Annotated in this window: 18 protein-coding genes; 7 read left to right on the top strand and 11 right to left on the bottom strand. The window is 39.0% G+C overall.

Going from position 1 to position 19,329, the window contains the following annotated elements; translation table 11 throughout:
• Positions 1-21: 21 nt before the first annotated feature.
• The 4 genes from OK344_RS02810 (at position 22) to OK344_RS02795 (ending at position 3,731) form a co-directional block, all read left to right on the top strand.
• Complete coding sequence (locus OK344_RS02810; protein ID WP_088468767.1) at positions 22-600, top strand: adenylate kinase; 579 nt, start codon at positions 22-24, stop codon at positions 598-600.
• 114 nt (positions 601-714) lie between these two features.
• Positions 715-1,698 (top strand): GTPase ObgE, encoded by a 984-nt coding sequence (obgE, locus tag OK344_RS02805; protein WP_265143348.1) that lies wholly within the window; start codon positions 715-717, stop codon positions 1,696-1,698.
• Positions 1,699-1,782: 84 nt separating this feature from the next.
• Entirely contained in the window at positions 1,783-2,271 is a 489-nt protein-coding gene (locus OK344_RS02800; RefSeq protein ID WP_265143347.1) for a DUF6438 domain-containing protein, read from the top strand.
• 206 nt (positions 2,272-2,477) lie between these two features.
• Positions 2,478-3,731: a DEAD/DEAH box helicase gene (locus tag OK344_RS02795; RefSeq protein ID WP_265143346.1), complete on the top strand. Its 1,254-nt coding sequence runs from the start codon at positions 2,478-2,480 to the stop codon at positions 3,729-3,731.
• 43 nt (positions 3,732-3,774) lie between these two features.
• Here the strand turns inward: OK344_RS02795 and OK344_RS02790 are convergent, their stop codons facing one another.
• The 6 genes from OK344_RS02790 to OK344_RS02765 form a co-directional block, all read right to left on the bottom strand.
• Positions 3,775-4,542, bottom strand: coding sequence for a TatD family hydrolase (locus tag OK344_RS02790; protein WP_265143345.1), 768 nt, complete (start codon positions 4,540-4,542; stop codon positions 3,775-3,777).
• 105 nt (positions 4,543-4,647) lie between these two features.
• Positions 4,648-5,598 (bottom strand): GSCFA domain-containing protein, encoded by a 951-nt coding sequence (locus OK344_RS02785; protein ID WP_265143344.1) that lies wholly within the window; start codon positions 5,596-5,598, stop codon positions 4,648-4,650.
• Positions 5,599-5,613: 15 nt separating this feature from the next.
• Positions 5,614-6,585, bottom strand: a complete 972-nt coding sequence (locus OK344_RS02780) for a polyprenyl synthetase family protein (RefSeq protein ID WP_265143343.1) — start codon at positions 6,583-6,585, stop codon at positions 5,614-5,616.
• Positions 6,586-6,695: 110 nt separating this feature from the next.
• The gene (locus tag OK344_RS02775) at positions 6,696-7,841 is read right to left on the bottom strand and encodes an inorganic phosphate transporter (RefSeq protein WP_265143342.1); all 1,146 of its coding nucleotides are present in this window, start codon (positions 7,839-7,841) and stop codon (positions 6,696-6,698) included.
• A gap of 28 nt (positions 7,842-7,869) precedes the next feature.
• On the bottom strand, positions 7,870-8,508 hold the full coding sequence (locus tag OK344_RS02770; protein WP_265143341.1) for a DUF47 domain-containing protein: 639 nt from the start codon (positions 8,506-8,508) through the stop codon (positions 7,870-7,872).
• Between the two features lie 162 nt (positions 8,509-8,670).
• Positions 8,671-10,380: a DEAD/DEAH box helicase gene (locus OK344_RS02765; protein ID WP_265143340.1), complete on the bottom strand. Its 1,710-nt coding sequence runs from the start codon at positions 10,378-10,380 to the stop codon at positions 8,671-8,673.
• A 141-nt stretch (positions 10,381-10,521) separates the two neighbouring features.
• Between OK344_RS02765 and OK344_RS02760 the strand changes: the two genes are divergently transcribed.
• On the top strand, positions 10,522-11,187 hold the full coding sequence (locus tag OK344_RS02760; RefSeq protein WP_265143339.1) for a DUF2461 domain-containing protein: 666 nt from the start codon (positions 10,522-10,524) through the stop codon (positions 11,185-11,187).
• A 9-nt stretch (positions 11,188-11,196) separates the two neighbouring features.
• Here the strand turns inward: OK344_RS02760 and OK344_RS02755 are convergent, their stop codons facing one another.
• Both OK344_RS02755 and OK344_RS02750 read right to left on the bottom strand, forming a co-directional pair.
• Positions 11,197-11,721, bottom strand: coding sequence for a TlpA family protein disulfide reductase (locus OK344_RS02755; RefSeq protein WP_265143338.1), 525 nt, complete (start codon positions 11,719-11,721; stop codon positions 11,197-11,199).
• Between the two features lie 2 nt (positions 11,722-11,723).
• Positions 11,724-13,349, bottom strand: a complete 1,626-nt coding sequence (locus OK344_RS02750) for an alpha-amylase family glycosyl hydrolase (protein WP_265143336.1) — start codon at positions 13,347-13,349, stop codon at positions 11,724-11,726.
• Positions 13,350-13,478: 129 nt separating this feature from the next.
• On the opposite strand from OK344_RS02750, the gene OK344_RS02745 reads away from it, so the two are divergent.
• Positions 13,479-14,291 carry an FkbM family methyltransferase gene (locus OK344_RS02745; protein WP_265143335.1) on the top strand — a complete coding sequence of 271 codons (813 nt, stop codon included), beginning with the start codon at positions 13,479-13,481 and terminating at the stop codon, positions 14,289-14,291.
• A complete protein-coding gene (locus OK344_RS02740; protein ID WP_265143334.1) occupies positions 14,288-15,766 on the top strand; it encodes a lipopolysaccharide biosynthesis protein in 1,479 nt (492 codons plus the stop codon). Before OK344_RS02745 ends, OK344_RS02740 begins: the two co-directional genes overlap by 4 nt.
• Here OK344_RS02740 and OK344_RS02735 read toward each other — a convergent pair.
• Genes OK344_RS02735 through OK344_RS02725 form a run of 3 tightly spaced genes read right to left on the bottom strand, consistent with a single transcriptional unit; the run spans position 15,763 to position 19,327 of the window.
• Entirely contained in the window at positions 15,763-16,818 is a 1,056-nt protein-coding gene (locus OK344_RS02735; RefSeq protein ID WP_265143333.1) for a hypothetical protein, read from the bottom strand. The genes OK344_RS02740 and OK344_RS02735 overlap by 4 nt on opposite strands.
• 3 nt (positions 16,819-16,821) lie before the next feature.
• On the bottom strand, positions 16,822-18,444 hold the full coding sequence (locus tag OK344_RS02730; protein WP_265143332.1) for an amidohydrolase: 1,623 nt from the start codon (positions 18,442-18,444) through the stop codon (positions 16,822-16,824).
• A 4-nt stretch (positions 18,445-18,448) separates the two neighbouring features.
• Complete coding sequence (locus tag OK344_RS02725; RefSeq protein WP_265143331.1) at positions 18,449-19,327, bottom strand: glycosyltransferase family 2 protein; 879 nt, start codon at positions 19,325-19,327, stop codon at positions 18,449-18,451.
• Positions 19,328-19,329 lie beyond the last annotated feature (2 nt).

Here is a 19,329-nt window from a genome sequence, read left to right as displayed (position 1 = left end):
TCAAAATATAAATCTAATAAAATGATAAACATCGTTCTCTTCGGTCCTCCGGGAAGTGGAAAAGGTACGCAAGCACAAAATCTGATTGAAAAATTCAATCTGAAACAAATCTCTACCGGTGATCTGTTCCGTTACAACATGAAAAACGGCACAGAACTGGGCAAACTCGCTAAATCCTATATCGATAAAGGCGAACTTGTACCCGATCAGGTAACCACCGATATGCTGATTGATGAAGTAAAAAAACCGACTGATACTAGCGGTTTTATTTTCGACGGCTATCCAAGAACTGCAAATCAAACGGAAGCGTTGGAAAAGATCGTGAAAGAAATTCTGAATGGTGAAATCTCCGTTTGCCTTTCTTTGATCGTAAACGATGAAATTTTGGTGGAAAGACTTTTGAAAAGAGGCGAAACCAGCGGAAGAACAGATGATTCGAATGAAGAAATCATCCGGGCAAGAATTAAAGAATATTATACAAAAACTGCAGAAGTTGCAGAACTTTACAAGCAGCAGGGCAAATACGTTGAAGTAAACGGCGTAGGCGGAATTGATGAAATTTCCGAAAAACTCTTTGCAGAAGTAGAGAAGATTAAATAAAAAGCCGGTAAAGTAAGACGCAGAATTTTCCCTAAAACATAACTTTACTCAGGCAGATCAACCGATTCAGGAAGAACTTAAAAGTTTTTTAGCTGAAATCAGAATTTTAAAAATATGTCAAATTTCGTAGATTACGTAAAAATCCATTGTAAAAGTGGTCATGGCGGCGCAGGCTCTGCACATCTCCGCCGTGAAAAATATATACCCAAAGGCGGTCCCGATGGTGGTGATGGCGGAAGAGGCGGCCACGTAATCATGAAAGGAAACGCTCATGAATGGACGCTTCTACCTTTACGTTTCACCCGACACATCAAAGCGGAACGTGGCGAAAACGGCGGCAAAAACCAGCTCACAGGTGCTTATGGAGCCGATGTTTACATTGAAGTTCCTATCGGCACCATTGCGAGAAATGAAGAAGGAGAAATTATCGGCGAAATTATGGAAGACGGCCAGGAAATCATCATTATGCATGGCGGAAAAGGAGGTCTCGGAAACGAACATTTTAAATCTGCAACCAACCAAACACCCCGCTATGCGCAGCCTGGACTTCCTGGAGAAGAAGGTTTTGTTACGTTCGAGTTGAAACTTTTGGCAGATGTGGGTCTTGTAGGTTTTCCAAATGCGGGAAAATCTACCCTTTTAGCCGCAGTTTCTGCAGCGAAACCAAAAATTGCAGATTATGCGTTTACCACGCTTACTCCTAATTTAGGGATTGTAGATTACCGGAATTATAAATCTTTTGTAATGGCCGATATCCCGGGAATTATTGAAGGTGCAGCAGAAGGAAAAGGTTTAGGGCACAGGTTTTTAAGACATATCGAGCGAAATTCAATTCTCCTATTCTTAATTCCGGCAGACGCTGAAGATTACTATAACGAATTTGAAATCTTGGAGAATGAGCTGAAAAAATTTAATCCAGAACTTTTGGATAAGGATTACATCATTTCCATTTCCAAATCGGATATGCTGGATGAAGAACTGAAAGAAGAAATCTCAAACAAATTCCCTGATAACAGAAAACCCATTTTCTTTTCGTCGGTAACGCAGGAAGGCCTTATGGAACTGAAAGACGCGATCTGGAAGAAACTTCACGGATAAAAATTTCAATATTTAAAAATAGATTTGAACATTCAAATCTATTTTTTTTGGAATAAAAGTTGCCGCAAATGTTTAAAATTAATTATGAAATATATCGTTTTTCTCCTCTCATTGGTTTTTGTAGTGTCGTGTGCAACTACAAACCCATCAAACTATTCCAAAATTGAATACAATGCTGAAGCCTGTTTTGGGTTCTGCCCGATTTTCAAAATAACCATTAATCCCGACAGAACAGCAGTTATTGATGCGGAAAGATTCACTTTTACTGAAGGAAGGTCGAAAGATGATTTCAGCGGTCCGAAAGAAGGTATTTTTAAAACCACAATTAAACAGGCAGACTACAACAAATTGATTTCACTTCTGGATGAGTTAAATCTTAAAAATCTAAACAGCTATTACGGAAACAAAAATATTACCGATTTACCCACTGCGCATTTAAGAATCACTTTTACTGACGGAAGTACAAAACATATTGAAGATTACGGAAAAGGCGGCACCGAAAAACTGGATGAAGTTTATACTTTCATCGAAGAACTACGGAAAACCCAAACGTGGACAAGAGTTGCTAAATAAGCATTAATACTTGTTAAATATTTTTACACTATCTTTGCAGCACAAAATTCCTTCCTCGCCGGAAGGATTTTTTATGGACGATGTCATTCTTGATGAATCCGCAACCTGCGGAACCCTGAAAATTTCACGGATTTTCTAATTCATTTCTTCGTTACATTATAGAAAGAATGACGCAGCTCATTTTATTTTAATTAAAAACATTTCATTTGAATTTTACCGACTTACAATTAATAGATCCTATCGCAAAAGCGTTACAGGAAGAAGGTTACACCCAACCAACACCTATTCAGGCAAAAGCAATCCCAAGCATTCTGCAGGGAAGAGACCTTTTGGGAACCGCACAGACCGGAACCGGAAAAACCGCAGCATTTGCCATCCCAATTCTTCAGAATTTAACAGAAAAAAATATCCGTAACAATCAAATTAAAGCTTTGATTTTAACGCCTACAAGAGAGTTGGCGATACAGATTGAAGAAAGCTTTAATGCCTACGGACGACATTTAAAACTCAGAAACCTCGTGGTATTCGGCGGAGTAAAGCAGGGCGCGCAGGAAGCTGCTCTAAAAAAAGGTGTAGATATTCTGGTTGCAACACCCGGAAGACTTCTCGATTTTATTTCACAGGGAATTATTTCACTTAAAAATCTTGAAATCTTTGTACTCGATGAAGCCGACAGAATGCTGGATATGGGTTTCGTACACGATGTGAAACGGATCATAAAACTGCTTCCACAAAAGAGACAGACGCTTTTTTTCTCGGCAACATTTCCGGAAGAAATCAGCAAACTGGCCAATTCGATGCTCACCAATCCTGTAAAAGTAGAAGTAGCTCCTGTTTCCGCAACTGCAGATACCATTCAGCAAAAAGTATATTTTGTTGAAAAAGAAAATAAACTCGATTTGCTTACTCATATTCTGAAAAACGATATTTCAGATTCTGTTTTGGTGTTCTCGAGAACGAAGCACGGCGCTGACAAAATTGCAAGAAAACTGCAGTCACAAAAAATTTCGGCGGAAGCGATTCACGGAAACAAATCTCAAAACCAAAGACAGAACGCTTTAAATAACTTCAAATCCGGCAAGACAAGAATTCTTGTCGCTACCGATATTGCAGCGCGCGGAATCGACATTGATGAACTGAAATATGTGGTGAATTTTGAACTATCTGATGTTTCGGAAACTTATGTTCACCGTATTGGCAGAACAGGAAGAGCCGGCGCTGATGGAAGTTCCATTTCGTTTGTTGACGGCCTCGACTTGCTGAATTTAAAAAACACAGAAAAACTCATCGGAAAGAAAATCCCTGTGGAAACCGATCATCCGTATCATACAGACGGTTTGGTGCCGCAGAAAAGAGATTCGAACAACAAACCTTTCACCCCAAGACCAAAGCCGCAGAGCAAAGAAAATATCGGTTACAAAAAACCGAAGAATAAAAGTAATTTTTCAAGGAAAAAATAAATATCTAAAAAAACCGCGAAGCACATTTCGCGGTTTTTTAATTTTAATTCTTAGAAAAAATCCGTTCAGCATTTTCGGTCGTGATGCGGTCGATTTCTGAAAAATCTTTCCCGTAAATATTCACGAGCTTTCCGGCAACGAGATCAAGGTAAGAACTTTCGTTTCTTTTGCCACGGTGCGGAACCGGAGCCAGGTATGGCGAATCAGTTTCGAGGACGATTTTGTCTAAAGGAATTTCATGGAGAAACTGGTCGATTCTACCGTTTTTGAATGTTACTACTCCACCGATTCCTAACAGAAAATTCAAATTCACTGCATGTTTTGCCTGGTCGAGATTTCCGGAAAAGCAATGGAAAATCCCACGAAGTTTCGGGTGTTTCTTCCTTTCTAAAACCTCGAAGACTTCATCGAAACTTTCACGTGTGTGAATCACGATCGGTAAATCCTTCTGTATCGCCCAGTCGATTTGCTGCTCGAAGGCTTTCACCTGAATATCCAGGGTTGATTTATCCCAGTAAAGATCAATCCCAATCTCCCCGATTGCAGGAAAACTTCTTTGATTTAGGTAATCCTCTACAATTCTCAGTTCTTTTTCCCAGGTTTCAGGTTTCACATAACATGGGTGGAGTCCCATCATCGAAAAAATCTGATTCGGATATTCCTTTTCCAAAGCGAGCATTTGGTCATGAGTTGTAGAATCAATCGCCGGAAGGTAAAATTTGGAAACTTCTTTTGTAAGAGCTCTTTCTATCATTTCCTTTCGGTCTTCATCGAATTCTTCTGAGTATAAATGGGTGTGGGTATCGATCATTACATTTGTTTTTAGGTTGCAGCCCGACTTGAACGGAGCTCTTTTTGTGAAGCAAAGCGGAACAAAAAAGCGGGAGTGGAAGGCGGAAAAGCTGCCCAAATCAATTTAAAAAATTTTATGTTTCACTTTCGTTTGCTGTGCTGCAATTCGTTTTTCAATAGTTGAGAGAAATTCCTGATGTTTCGGGCTTTTTTCATCCGCAGGTTTGTGGTCTAAAGCTTTTGCGATCTTAAAGTTTTCCTCAACAAAATCCATGGTTTCATCAGAAAAATAAGCGCTCCCAAATTTTTCCCAAATGTACTGAACAGCCTGCCTGCTGGGATGAATTAAATCTTCTTTATAGAAGCGATAATCGCGTAAATCATCCATCAAAATCTCGTAAACCGGCAGATAGTGGCAGTTGTCGAACTCTGGCAGAATTTCATGAATTGCTGCGATTAATTTGGCTTTACTCAGATTATTTTCAACCATTCCGTCTTTGGTATGACGCACCGGAGAAACCGTGAACAGAATCTGAACATTTTCTTTGCAGATATCTTTCAGCAAGGTTACTGTTTCGTAAACAGCATCTGTGATTTCCAGATGTGTTAAAAGCCTTTTTTCAAAATATTTCCCGGGGATTTTATGACAGTTTGCCACCAGTTTTTTCTTGGGCATAAATTCATAGACAAATGAAGTTCCGTACGTGATAATCACCCAATTGGTTTCCTGCAGAAAACGGTTTCCCAACTCAATTTCAGCATTTATTTTTTCCAAAGTCTGATGAACAAACCGGGAATTGAATTTGCTGTGATGATCCAGGGAAATTACTTCTTCATTGAACTTTATTAAATCGTCTTCAGCATAAAATTCGGAATGGTACAGCTTTTTAACCGCCTGATTGATTGAAAAGGGGTTAAATATTGTTCCAAAAGGATTATTCAAAGTCTGAATCTGCCCTGTTTTCAGCAAATCTGATATTTCAGACGCAAAGCATGAGCCGATTGAAAACACGCGGTCATCAATTTCCAGCGCTGTATCTGAAACTGGTATTTGTACTTCGGTACGGAATTTCATTGGTGAGATTGAGAATTAACTTTCGCGTCGAAGAAGATAATTTGCAAGTTCGATAAACGGCTTCTTTTTCTCATCCGGAACATTAATCTGGTTAAGGTATTCCTGGGCGATTTCGTTATACTTTTGAATAAGAAGAAGGGTTTTTTCATCAACTTTTGTACGGCGGAAGATCTTCTCAACACTATACACTTTGTCTACATTATCGGTTTTTTTCGCATACCAGTAATCAAGTTCTTTCTTTTCTTCTTCGGTTCCGTGTTCTTTGGCTAAAAGATATAGAACGGTTTTCTTATTTTCGTAAATATCACCGGCATGTTTTTTACCGAACTGTTCCTGATTGCCGAAAACATCCAGATAATCATCCATAATCTGGAAGGCAATCCCTACATTTTTACCGAAGTTAAAAATCGCTTTAGCGTCTTTGAAATCAGCACCAGCGATCAGCGCACCAATTTCAAAAGAAGAAGCACTTAAAACCCCGGTTTTATAAGTGATCATGCGGATGTAATCATTAAAAGTTACATCTTCCTGGGTTTCAAAATTAATATCGTACTGCTGGCCTTCGCAAAGTAAAATACCGGTGTGGGTAAAGACCCTGATACATGCTTTGTAAAGTTCCGGCTCCAGATCATCGAAAAATTTATAGGCTTTCAGCAGCAGTCCGTCTCCCGACAGAATCCCGGCATTAATTCCATGTAAAGTATGAATAGTAGGTTTGTTTCTCCGCAAGGGTGCCTCATCCATAATATCATCATGAATCAGCGTAAAATTGTGGAAAAACTCAATAGCCAAAGCTGGTTTTATGGCTTTCTGAAGATCGCCGCCAAACATATCGTTCGCCATTAAAACCATAATCGGACGAAGTCTTTTGCCACCATGGGAAATGATGTAATTCATCGGATCATAAAGCTCAGTGGGTTTATCTTTGAATCTATATTTGTCGATCGCTTTGGAAACTATTTCCTGATATTCTTCTAAAAACTGCATAAAATTTCTTATTTGTACAAAATTACGATTTTAAAAACTTTCTTGCTTCACAAATGGACATAAAAAAACCACTTTGTTACAAGTGGTTTCATGTTTTTTCTGAATATTTTTTATCTTACTGCAATAACAAGCAGGTAAGTAACTCCTGCTACGATCGCCGAAATTGGAATGGTTAAAACCCACGCCCAAAGAAGACTTACTGTGATTCCCCAGCGTACTGCGGAAACTCTTTTTGTTAACCCCACCCCGATGATTGCACCGGTAATGGTGTGGGTAGTAGAAACAGGGATCCCAAGGTGATCGGTAATGAATAGAGTGATCGCTCCGGCAGACTCCGCACTTACCCCTTCCAAAGGAGTAACTTTAGTAATCTTGGTCCCCATTGTTTTTACAATCTTCCATCCGCCGCTCATTGTACCCAAACCAATCGCGAGGAAAGATACAAAAGGTACCCAAATGTAGTCGGTGGTGAAATGCTTAAACCGGTCTGCTGAATCCATCAATGCATAAGGATCATTTCCGCCAATCAGCGTTACGTGATAGTAGATTACTGCAGCACCAATAATTCCCATTACTTTCTGCGCGTCATTAAGGCCATGACCTAAACTGAAAAGTGCAGATGAAACCAGCTGCCATTTCTTAAAATGCGCGTCAGCTTTTCGCGGATTGCTGTTTTTGGCAAAATTTACGATAATCAAAGTAATGATTACAGAAACCAACATCCCGATAAACGGCGCCATAAATATGAACAGGAAAATAGGGATTACCTTTTCATACTTTACAACATTCTGAGTGAACAGCTGCTGAAAGGCCAGTTTCAGTTTCTCAAAAATACCCAAATCCGGACTCGCTAATGCTACGTGATGATAATCCATCACCAAAGCGTGCATTAAGGCCGCGCCAAGGAAACCTCCGATCAAGGTGTGCGATGATGAGGAAGGTATCCCGAACCACCAGGTAAGGAGATTCCATGCGATTGCTGCGATAAGTCCAGAAAATATAACTTCAAGGTTAATATAATCTTCGTTTACGGTTTTGGCAATCGTGTTACCGATTTTAAACTCACCAATGATGTACATTGCCACAAAAAACGCTGCGAAATTCCATACAGCTGCCCAAAGAACTGCCTGAAAAGGCGTAAGAACTTTTGTTGAAACAATGGTAGCAATGGAGTTGGCCGCATCGTGAAAGCCGTTGATAAAATCAAATATAAGTGCGAGGACAATAATGATTATTAATAATATTGGTAATTCCATTCTTAACTTTTAAGGTTACTTCCCTGGATTAAGCATATTTAATAACAATACTGTCCATCGTGTTTGCTACATCTTCAGCCTTATCGGTTACGATTTCAAGATATTCCAGAACAGATTTAATTTTGATGATGTTAATCGCATCATTGGTCTCGAAAAGTTTTACGGTAGCCTGACTTAAGACATCATCAGCAATATTCTCGTAGGAGTTAATTTTAATACACGATTCTTTCACGGCTTTTCCGTTTTTGAAATCCTTCAGGTTTTCCATTGCAGTTTGGATTTCAATACAAGATTTGTATATCAATAAGCTGAATTCGGTATAAGCAGGATCAAGCGGTGTTTTATAAAGGTAAATGTACTTTGCAGAAGCATACATATAATCTGCAATATCATCCAGCCCGCTCGCTAAATGGCTGATGTCTTCTCTGTCGAATGGCGTAATGAAGTTTTCGCCTAACTGTACAAAAATCTCATGGGTAAGATCATCGAGTTTGTGCTCGTAATCGCTCATATTGTTAAGCATCGTATCATCATTGATATCGAAATCCAGAAGCCCTTCATGAAATTCTTTAGACATCTCAGTCAAAGTTGCTGCTACTTTTTCAAACAGTACAAAAAACACTTTGTCTTTTGGTTGGAACGCTTTAAAAATATTGCCGATTCCCATTTTTTTTGATTTAAAATTAGTGGTGCAAATTTCCGAAAAACCGTTTTAACTTAGCCATTTTAATATTAATTTTTCGTAACATTGAGAAATATCTATCCACAAAATTACAAAAAATAAGTCCCGAAATAATATCGGGACTTATTAATTAATTGAGAAAGGAAATTAGTTTGCCACTTCGGCTCTCATTTCTTTTCCTTTAAATTTCTGGGTTTGTAAACCTTTTATCACTTCATCTTTAAATGATTTTTCAACTTCAAAGAACGAGAATTTTTCCAGAATCTCGATTTCACCGATATCAGGTCTCTTCTTGGATTTTGCGGTAGATTTGTTAATAATCTCGAGCATATCCATTTTCTTCAGCTGATCTTTTTTTCCTAAGTTAAAGAAGAAACGCACCATATCACTGTTGCTTTTTCTAGGCTTTCTGTCGCGGTCGCGTCCGCCGTCTCTGAAGCTGTCTCTACGGTCACCTCTGTCGCGGTCTCTGCCACGGTCACGATCTCTGCCTCTATCGCGGTCTCTACGGCTGTCGCCACGATCATCAGCATTGAATTTCTGATCTGCAAGGTCATTTTTATCTTTGTAGAACATCGCCAGATCTCTTAACTGCAACTGAAGAAGTTTGTGAACCAACTCTTCTTTAGAGAATTCAGATAAATCCGGAATTAAAGCATCATCGAAAGTGAAAAACTCTTCGTGTTCGGTAAATAATTTCTCGAAAACACCGCCAACCTGAGCTTTGATAATCGCCTCACCGGTGGGGATTTTCTTTTCAACAATGTCAATTTTGGTTGACGATTTAATCTGCTTCAGTTTTCTTGATTCCTCTGGCTTGATTAAAGCCATTGATACTCCGTCTTTTCCCGCTCTACCCGTTCTACCGCTTCGGTGAACAAATACTTCAGGATCATCCGGCAAAGAATAATGAATAACGTGAGTTAAGGAATTTACATCCAATCCTCTCGCCGCAACATCAGTCGCTACCAGGATATCGATATTTTTGAGACGGAATTTTTTCATTACCGTATCACGTTGAGCCTGTGACAAATCACCATGAAGTGCATCTGCAGCATATCCGTTTTGCATCAAGAAGTCTGCAACTTCCTGCGTTTCCATACGAGTACGGCAGAAAATAATCGAGTATTGATTAGGGTTTGCGTCGATCAGTCTTTTCAAAGCTTCTTTTTTATGACGGTAACCTACCACATAAAATTCGTGCTTGATGTTTTTCTTCACCTCATTAATCGATCCTACCGAAATACGGTGTGGTGAAGTTAAATAGTTTTTAGAAATTCTTTCAACCTCTTTGTTCATCGTTGCGGAGAACAGATAAGTTTGCTTGGTATCCGGAGTTTCTCTTAAAATGGTTTCCAGATCTTCTTTGAAACCCATTGAAAGCATTTCGTCGGCTTCATCTAAAACCAACCACTGGATTTCTGAAAAATCAAGTGCTTTTCTGTTAATTAAATCGATCACACGACCTGGCGTACCCACAATAATCTGTGGTTTTTCGCGGAGTGACCGGATTTGATCCATAATACTGCTGCCTCCGTAAACCGCGGTGGTTTTAACGCTCGGCATGTATTTCGAATAATTTTTAATGTCTTTCGTAATCTGAAGACACAGTTCTCTTGTCGGACAAAGCACCAAAAATTGGATTTTGCGACTACCCTCGTCAATCATATCCAAAATCGGAAGCGAAAATGCTGCTGTTTTGCCCGTCCCCGTCTGCGCTAGTGCGATCATGTCGCGTATATCTGTAGAGATAAAAGGAATGGTCTGTTTTTGGATTTCTGTGGGGCTTTCGAAGCCCATTTCGCCAATTGCCTTCAAAATTTCAGGACTTAGATTGGTTTCCGTAAATAAATTCATTAAGTATTTTAAAATATTCTGCAAAGATACACTTTTTTGAATTGATAAAAATTACATAGTTTTATTAAACTTTTGTTAAAGCAGTCTTCCGTTCTGCAGCTTTATAAATTTTCTCTAAATTTGAATAAAAATACCAGAAACATGTCTGCTGTCATCAAAAATTCAACTTTACTCTTTCTTAATGATCTTCATAAAAACAATAACCGCGACTGGTTTAATGAAAACAAAGGCCGTTATATTTCAGCTAACACCAACGTGACCGATTTTGTGGATGAACTGATTGAAGAAATCGGAGAATTTGATGAAGAAATCTTAAAGACAGATGCTAAAAAAGCACTGTTCCGGATTTACCGCGATGTAAGGTTCTCCAAAGACAAATCACCGTACAAAACCAATTTCGGTGCGGGTTTAGGAATGGGAAAAGGAAACAGAATTTCAGGCTACTATCTTCATATCGAGCCCGGAAAATCTTTTTTAGCAGGCGGTGTTTACCAGCCCGAACCTTCAGTTTTAAAGGAAATACGCAAAGAAATCTCCATGAACGGCAAAGAATTCCTGAGTATTTTACAGCAGGATGAATTCCGCAATAATTTTCGGGGATTAAGTGTAGAAAATAAGCTGCAGCGCGTCCCGGTCGGTTTCGAAAAAGATGATCCCATGGCGGAATTTTTAAAACTGAAAAGTTTTATTGTGGTTCATCCGGTTTCCAACGAAGCGCTAATGAAAGAAAATGCCGCTAAAAATTTCGCTCAGATTTATAAAAGCATTAAACCACTCAATGACTTTCTGAGGGCACCTTTCCTTTAAATATTTTTTCTAAAGACTGTTGTTTTTCAGCTGATCAATCGTTTTCTGCATTTCGGGATCGGTTGGACTGATTGCATAATATTTTGCGATTCCGCCTTTCTGGTCTACAATAATAAACCTTGGCACCCAGTTCAGATCGATATAATTATTGAAATTATTTTTCCAGCCTTCATCAAACCAGTAATTTTCATTTTCAGCAATCTGGTATTTTTCCAGACCTTTTTTCCATTGCTCGTGCGAGCGGTCGAGTGAAAAATAAACAAATTCAATTTCAGGGTTTTTCTCCTTAAGTTCTTTTGTGGAAGGCAGCGCGAGAATACAGTCGCGGCACCAACTTGCCCAGAAATCGATGATTAAAATTTTGCCTTCATGCTGTTTCAGAACTTCTGAAACCGAAAGCTTTTTACCGTTTTGCGAGGTAATTTTTTGTGCTAAGGCTTCCTTAGAAAACGATGTTTTGTTTACTGCCGGAACTTTCTGTGAAAAAACCGTACACGAAATGAATATAATGACTAAACTGAATATTTTTTTCATATTTAAATCTGTTCAAACAAAACCAACGAAAATTCAGTATTGATTATTGCTTTTCCGTTTTCAACTTTTATCGTTTTGCCGGAATACGCATCGCGGAGTTTTGTGCCGTTTTCGAAAATACCTGTTACAGAAACTTCTTTGGTTCCTGTATTTAAATCCAAACCAATCAAAACTTTGTCGGTATTGAAAGTTCTTGTAAACCAGTAAGGCGACGACGAAACCATCAGATGAACCCCCGATCCAACAGCAGGATGATTTGCACGGAATTTCCCTAATTTCTGGTAATGCTTTAATAAATTGTTCGTCGATGCACTTACTGCAAGATCATTCCAGTTCATATTGCTGCGAAGCGTTGCATCGCCGGATGCACCTTCAATCGTTAAATCTCTTGCGGTTTCGTCACCATAGTAAACCTGCGAAATACCAGGAGCAAGAAGCAGTTTTGTGCCGGCTTCAAAAGTTCTTGTTCTGTCTTTGTCGAATGGTGAACCATCGTCGTGGGAAGTCAGATAATTCATCACGGTTTTACCGTTCAGATCCCCGTGCAGAAGTTTTGAATAATTTGAAAACAGTTCTTCATAAGATTTATTTGCGTCACCTTTAAAATCGAAATTAATTAAAGATTTGAAACCGTTTTGGTAATAATTTACTTTTCGGTCACTAAAATTGTAATCCTGTTTTTGGGAAATCCCGTAACCGTAAACCTCGCCCACGGTGAAAAACATATTATTATCGAGAACTTTTGTAGGATTATTCCGTTTATAAATATCGAAAGCTTCCTGACAAACTTTCTGGAAGTCTTTCCAAACATCCTCATTCGTATGTTTTACTGTATCCACGCGATATCCGTCAATCCCGAATTCCTGCACGTAATCGGCAAGCCATTTCATGATGTAGTATTTAGGTGCTCTTGGATATCCGGTTCTGGCAAAAAAATCATTAAGTGATTTTATTTCAGCCTCATAACGGCCTTCTTTTTTCCATTTTTCCACCAACATTTGTGGCAGTTCGGCTTCCGCATTTGATTCTGTAAGAATGTCGGGAAGATTTGCGACCAGAGTACACGCCGTTGTGTTTTCGTAGGTATTGTACGTACACTGTGGTGAAGTCCGCACCCAGGAATCCGGGTAAACCGAATCAATTGGCGTTACCGGACCGGTGTGATTAATTACTGCATCCAAAACAATTCGGATTCCTTTGGCGTGAGCTTTTTCTACAAGTTCCTTTAGATCTTGTTTCGTACCGAAATTGGGATCCAGCGCCGTCCAGTCTTTCGTCCAGTAGCCGTGGAATCCGTATGTTTTACCAGTTCCCTCGTCAGTGGCTCCGTGGATTTGTTCCACAATCGGCGTTATCCAAATCGCATTGATTCCCAAATCCGAAAAATAATTGTCATCAATTTTCTGAATGATTCCGCGGAGATCGCCTCCTTCAAAACCCCTTAAAACTGCTGCTTTTTCAGTTCTTCCGAAGTTTAAATCATTGGTTTGGTCACCATTCTTGAAGCGGTCGGTCAACAGAAAATACATGTTGGCGCCCTCCCAGGAGAACGGCTGTTTATTGGCGTTTTGCACTGTTGCACACGATGTAAGAAGTGCAAATCCGGCGAGGAGAAATATCTTTTTCATAAAAAAACTGTTAGAAGGCTAAAGGTAGTGAAAAGCAGTTTTTAGACGAAACAATTTCATCATCAAACTTTGTTTTAACATTTATTTAACATAATTTACTATCTTTGTTTGCTGCAATCGATAAAACGTATGTCTTTATACCACCGAATTACTGAAAAATTACAGTTTTTTGCGCCGGCTTTTTACAAGGAAAGATATTTTAAACACTTAAAAAATATTTCTAAAGTAAATTATTCCGCACGCAACATCGAACCGGAACTGATCTGGATTAAAGATTTTTTACCAAAAAATGCGGTAATGATCGACATTGGTGCTAACGTAGGAAGTTTCATTTATCAGCTTGAGCAAAAACTTTCGCCACAGAATATTTACGCCTTCGAACCGAACAAAAAACTTTACATGCGTCTTAAAAGAATTTTCCCTCAGGTTCATGTTTATCCACTGGCGCTTTCCGACCGAAATGAAACTGCAGAGTTTAAAATTCCGGTCATCAAGGGAAAAATCTACACTTCACGGGGAACACTGAAACTCGATTACCGCGAAAATGAAGAGTCGAAACATTTTCTTCAGCAGGTGAAAGTAATAAAACTGGACGATTGGGCAGGCCTTGAAAACCTTAAAAAAATCGATTTCATTAAAATTGATGTGGAAGGAAACGAAATGAACACCCTGCGCGGCGCAAAAAAAGTGATTGAAGATTACCGACCAACTTTAATGGTAGAAATGGAACAGCGCCATCATGCGGAACCGCTCCAGCAATTAATCCGTGAAATTGAGCATTGGGGCTACGGGGCTTTTTTCCTGAACCGCACCACATTCGAACTCGAAAAACTTACTGAAAATATTATTGCCGGACTTTCCGGAAACAGTGTAGGCAGCAAAGAGACGTATATCAACAACCTCATATTTATTCCGAAACCTCTAAAAAACACCCACGGATGAGTGTTGTAGCAAGACAGGGTTTTAAATATTCGATTATTGGGTATCTGGGTTTTTTACTCGGAACGTTTTCGGCAATTTTCGTATTTCCGCACGATATGGAATTTTACGGAAAACTCCGTTACGTGCTTCCCACAGCAGAAATGCTTCTTCCGGTTGTGGTTTTCGGACTTTCTTTTTCAAATGTAAAATTCTACACCCAAAGCCGCGCAGACGGTAAACACCAGAATTTTCTGTCGTTGTCTTTACTGGGGATTCTGCTGAATTTCATCATCTTCCTCATCGGTTATTTTGCGGTAAACCTAATTTTTCCAAAACTTCAGGAAACTGAAATGTGGCAAATGAAGCGCCTGATTTTGCCGCTGATTCTCGTGCTGGCATTCAGTGCCGTTTTTAATAAATATTTATCAAACTTTAAGAGGATTGCCATTCCGAATGTTTTTGAAAACCTTCTGCCAAAGCTTGCCAATCTGGGTGCCTTCTGTATTTTCTTTTTCCTGGGATTCCCCGAAAAAGCAGCGTACCTGTTTTTTATCTTCATGTTTGTACTGGGGCTTTTCGGCTATGTGTATTACACAAACCGCCTCGAAAAATTAAAGCCTGATTTTTCCACAGATTATATTAAAAAAGACAATCTGTGGAAAGAAGTGCTGAATTACAGTTTCTACGGTTTCCTTGGAAATATCGGGAACTTCGTCGCTGTAAGAATCGACAGTGTGATGATCGGTGAATTTCTTGGTTTCGAGCCGAACGGCGTTTACAACACACTGTACTCTATCATTTCGCTCATTACCGTTCCGGCCATGGGATTGTACAGCATTTCGGCGCCGATTATCAACAAACATCTCGCCGGAAATGAGTTTGATGAACTCGACAGGCTGCATAAAAAATCTTCCCTTGTGCTGTTTTTTTTAGGGTTTGTACTGCTTTCCTGCGTTTTGGTTGGTTTCCCGTATCTCACTCATTTCATTAAAAACGGCGAACTTTTACGGCAGTCGGAACCGGTTATCTGGGTGTTGGGATTTGCCATGCTTTTTGATCTGGCTACAGGATTCAACGGTCATATTATTTCGCTTTCGAAATATTACCGTTTCAATATTGTAGTGATGCTGTTTTTAGCGGTAACCACGGTAACACTGAATCTTTATTTCCTCAACAATACCAACCTGGAACTGTTCGGCGTGGCGATTGCGACCGCAATTTCACTTACCCTTTTCAATATTGCGAAGATCGTTTTCAACTACATTAAATTTGGAGTTTTCCCACTGACGATTGAAATGATTTATGCTCTGATCATCGGGACTTTAGGAATTACGGTGGCGGTAATTCTTCCGGAATTTAAAAGTAGTTTTGTAAATCTGTTTTATAAACCCGGAATCGTATTACTCATGTTTTTCGTCGGCAATTATTTCCTGAAAATCTTCCCGCTGGAAGAATACATCAACCGAAATTTCCTGAAAAGTCTTTTCAAGTTTTAAAGAAGCTCTGCCAGTGTTTTTTCTAATGATTTTAAAACGGTTTCCTTCTCGAAATGTTCCTGAAAATCATAATCTATCCCATTTTGGCAGCTGTCAATCTGGTTTTCAACATTTTCTTTTTCAGGAATAATAAAAGGATATGAATCCGGATAATCGGCAGGAAAAATGGCTGTTTTTCCATATTTAATGGCGTCGCCCACGTTGCCGCTCATCTTGGTGATTCCGTAGAATTCTTTCTGACTGAAAAATTCAGTTTCTTTCTGAAGCGGACACCATAAAACATCGGCTTTGCGCATCCATTCATCAAACACAGGTTGACGAACTTTTTCTGTGAAATATTTGAAGGAAATATTCTGAATTTTGTCTTTTTCAAAATCCTTTAACCACCGAAGTTCCTTTCCTACAACTTTACCTAAAAAAACAAACTGAAAATGAGTCTTCCTTTTAAAATCTTTAATTCTTTTTAAAATATGAACATAATCACGTCTTTCCTGAGAAACCCCGCCCGGAATTACAATGGTTATAATAGATTTCCGGTTTATTTCGTATTCTTTAAAAAAGAAAACTGGCAAAAATTTCAATTTAGATTGAGGATTTGTCTTGAGTAAAGACTCATCCAAAACCAGAAGATTTCTGGCATTTTCAAATACTTTGGGTGCAGAAAGCAAATCTTCTTTCAATAAAAGTTTTAAACGGTATTTAAAATCTTTTTTAAAGATATTTTTAAGAAGTTGAAACCTGGAAATCTTCGTGAAATTCAGATTGTGAACGATTACTGAAGTATTGAACTGTTTTGAAATTTTTAAAAACGCATCAAAATACCGGTGAACAGTCCCGATAATCACCAAATCATAATTCTTTTCTTTCAGAATATTGAAAATATCAGAACTCTCCGCCACAAATATATTGTCAGCCGTTTGCCCGATTTGCTTTGAAATCTTATTACTGAAATAATAATCCACAGAAAATTCACTGGAATCCTTCATGAGATCCATAAAATTCCTTGCAATTTCAGCGTGCGTATCGAGCTCGATGTAGGCGATTTTCTTCAACGGTTAATGAACTTTTTTTCCGTTGGAGTACGTTGTATTAACTTTTGTATCAAGAATTTTTCCTTCTTCAACAGTCATTAAATCCTGATTCAGCACCACGAAATCCGCAGATTTCCCTACTTCAAGACTTCCTATTTCTTTTTCCTGAAAAGCAGCTTTTGCAGCCCAGATCGTCATTCCGCGCAGCGCCTGTTCTCTTGTCAGCGCGTTCTCTTTCTGGAAACCGTTTGCCGGGAAATTCTTCGCGTCTTTTCTTGCCACCGCAGCATAGAAAGTTTTTATCGGATTGATTTCTTCCACAGGAAAATCGGTTCCCAAAGGAAGCCAGCCGTTCTGTTTCAATAAGTCTTCGTAAGCATAAGAATATTTCAGCCGCTCTTTTCCTAACCGCTCTTCTGCCCAATACATATCCGAAGTCGCGTGTGTAGGCTGAACAGACGGAATAACAGAATATTTACCGAACAAATCGAAATCGGTTTTTTCCACAATCTGTGCATGCTCAATCCGCCATCTTCTATCATTTTTTATGCCTAAAACATCGCCGTAAATTTTCAGAATGGTACGGTTGGCAGAATCGCCAATCGCATGCGTACACATTTGAAGATCGCTGTTTTTAAGTTTCTTCGCCAAATTCTCAAAATGTTTCTGATCACTTAAAAGAAAACCTTTCCAATCTTTTTTATCTGAATAATCGTGTAGCAAACACGCACCACGACTTCCCAAAGCACCGTCTGAATAGACTTTATAACCACCAAAAGTGATGTTACCATTGGTAAATCTGCCCTTTTTAATCCATTCGTCGTAACTTGTAGGATTGTCCTCAAGCAAGGCAAAAATCTTCATCTGAAGTTTATTCTGCTTCTGCATTTCTTCCAGAAGCGAAAAAGTATGCGTTGAAATTCCACAGTCGTGAAGTGAAGTAAGACCGTAAGAAAAACACTCTTTTTGAAGATCTGCAAAGTAGTTGATCGCCATTTCGCTGCTGATTTCAGGAATGTGTTTTTCCACCAAAAGCATGGCGTTATCGATTAGAATACCGGTGAGTTTACCATTTTTCTGTTCGATTTCTCCACCGGTTAATTTTGTATTCACCGTAATTCCTGCAATATCCAAAGCTTTCTGGTTGGCCACTGCGGCGTGTCCGTCGATTCTTTTTAAATATACCGGACGGTCCGGAAACAGCTGATCAAGTTTTTCCTTCGTCGGAAATTCCTTTACCGGCCAGTCGTTCTGGTCCCAACTTCTGCCGTAAAGCCATAGCATGGGAGCGTTTTTGGAGTATGCTGTAAGCCGCGAGATAATTTCGTCCCAGGATTTTGTTCCCCACAGTTCACATTTCCACTTATCGGTTGCGTATCCTGTAAAATGGCAGTGTGCATCGATAAATCCCGGAAAAACCGCTTTACCGTCGAGATTCTGAATGTTTTGGGATTTATATTTTTTCAGAATATCCTTGATTTTCCCAACCGCAAGAATTTTTCCGTTGGTAACCGCCATCGATTCTGCTACATCGAATTTCTGGTTAACTGTATAAATTTTTGCATTCGTAATGATGAGATCCGCAGATTTTTGTGCAGATAATCCTAAAGAAAGCAGGACAGAAAAAATTCCAAAAATGTATTTCATGATTTTATTTTTTTTTAAGCATTTCACGCCAGCGCAAATTGCGAATGAACTGAAGTTCTTCTTTCTTCAATGACCTTTCACCTTTCTGCGTGAGAAACGATTTCATTGTCAGAAAAAATTCAGAAAATGATCTGTTTTTAAAAGAAGATTTTGCTGAGGAAATTACAGCCAAAGGTAAACTCAAACCGATATTGTAAAAATACTCACCAAGTTTTACGGCTATTTGATTTTTGTATTTGTAAGCGGTTGGCCGTAGGTGCTTCACCCACAAATCTTTAATCGTCACCACTTCCCAACCGTGTTTTTTTGCCAGCATTACGTCGATATTATCCCAACCGAGAACAGGCCGCAAACCGTTCATGTGCTGGAAACATTCTTTACGGTAAGATTTTATCGGTCCGCGAACATGATTTTTTGAGGAAATATTCTCGAAAATCCAGTGCTTTTTTTCGTCTCTGAAATCGAAAGCCAGTTTCTTTTCGAAAAGCGATTTTTTAATTTTTACGATTCCGGAAACCATTCCTGCTTTTGGATTGTTCTCGTAAACTTCATTTACTTTTTTGAGATAATCGGGCGGAAAAATAATATCTGCATCGAATTTACAGATGATATCAAAGTCATTCAGACCAACCGCTTGCAAACCTTTGTTGAAAGTACGAACCACTTTTGCGCCGGGCTGATGTTCCGATTTTTCTAAATTCTTTAGTTCAAAATCTCGATGATTTGCGAGAAATTCCTCCAAAATCTTTTGAGTATTGTCACTCGAGCCATCATTTACAACTACAATTTTATAGTCTTTGAAAGTTTGATTTTTCAAGGATTCCAGACAGAAAAGAATGTTCTTTTCTTCGTTGTGTGTAGGAATAATGATGAGGAATTTCATAG

Source organism: Kaistella yananensis (assembly GCF_026107505.2).
Lineage (GTDB): Bacteria > Bacteroidota > Bacteroidia > Flavobacteriales > Weeksellaceae > Kaistella > Kaistella yananensis.
The sequence above is the reverse complement of the archived record's forward strand: the minus strand, read 5'-3'. Positions and strand labels throughout refer to the sequence as shown.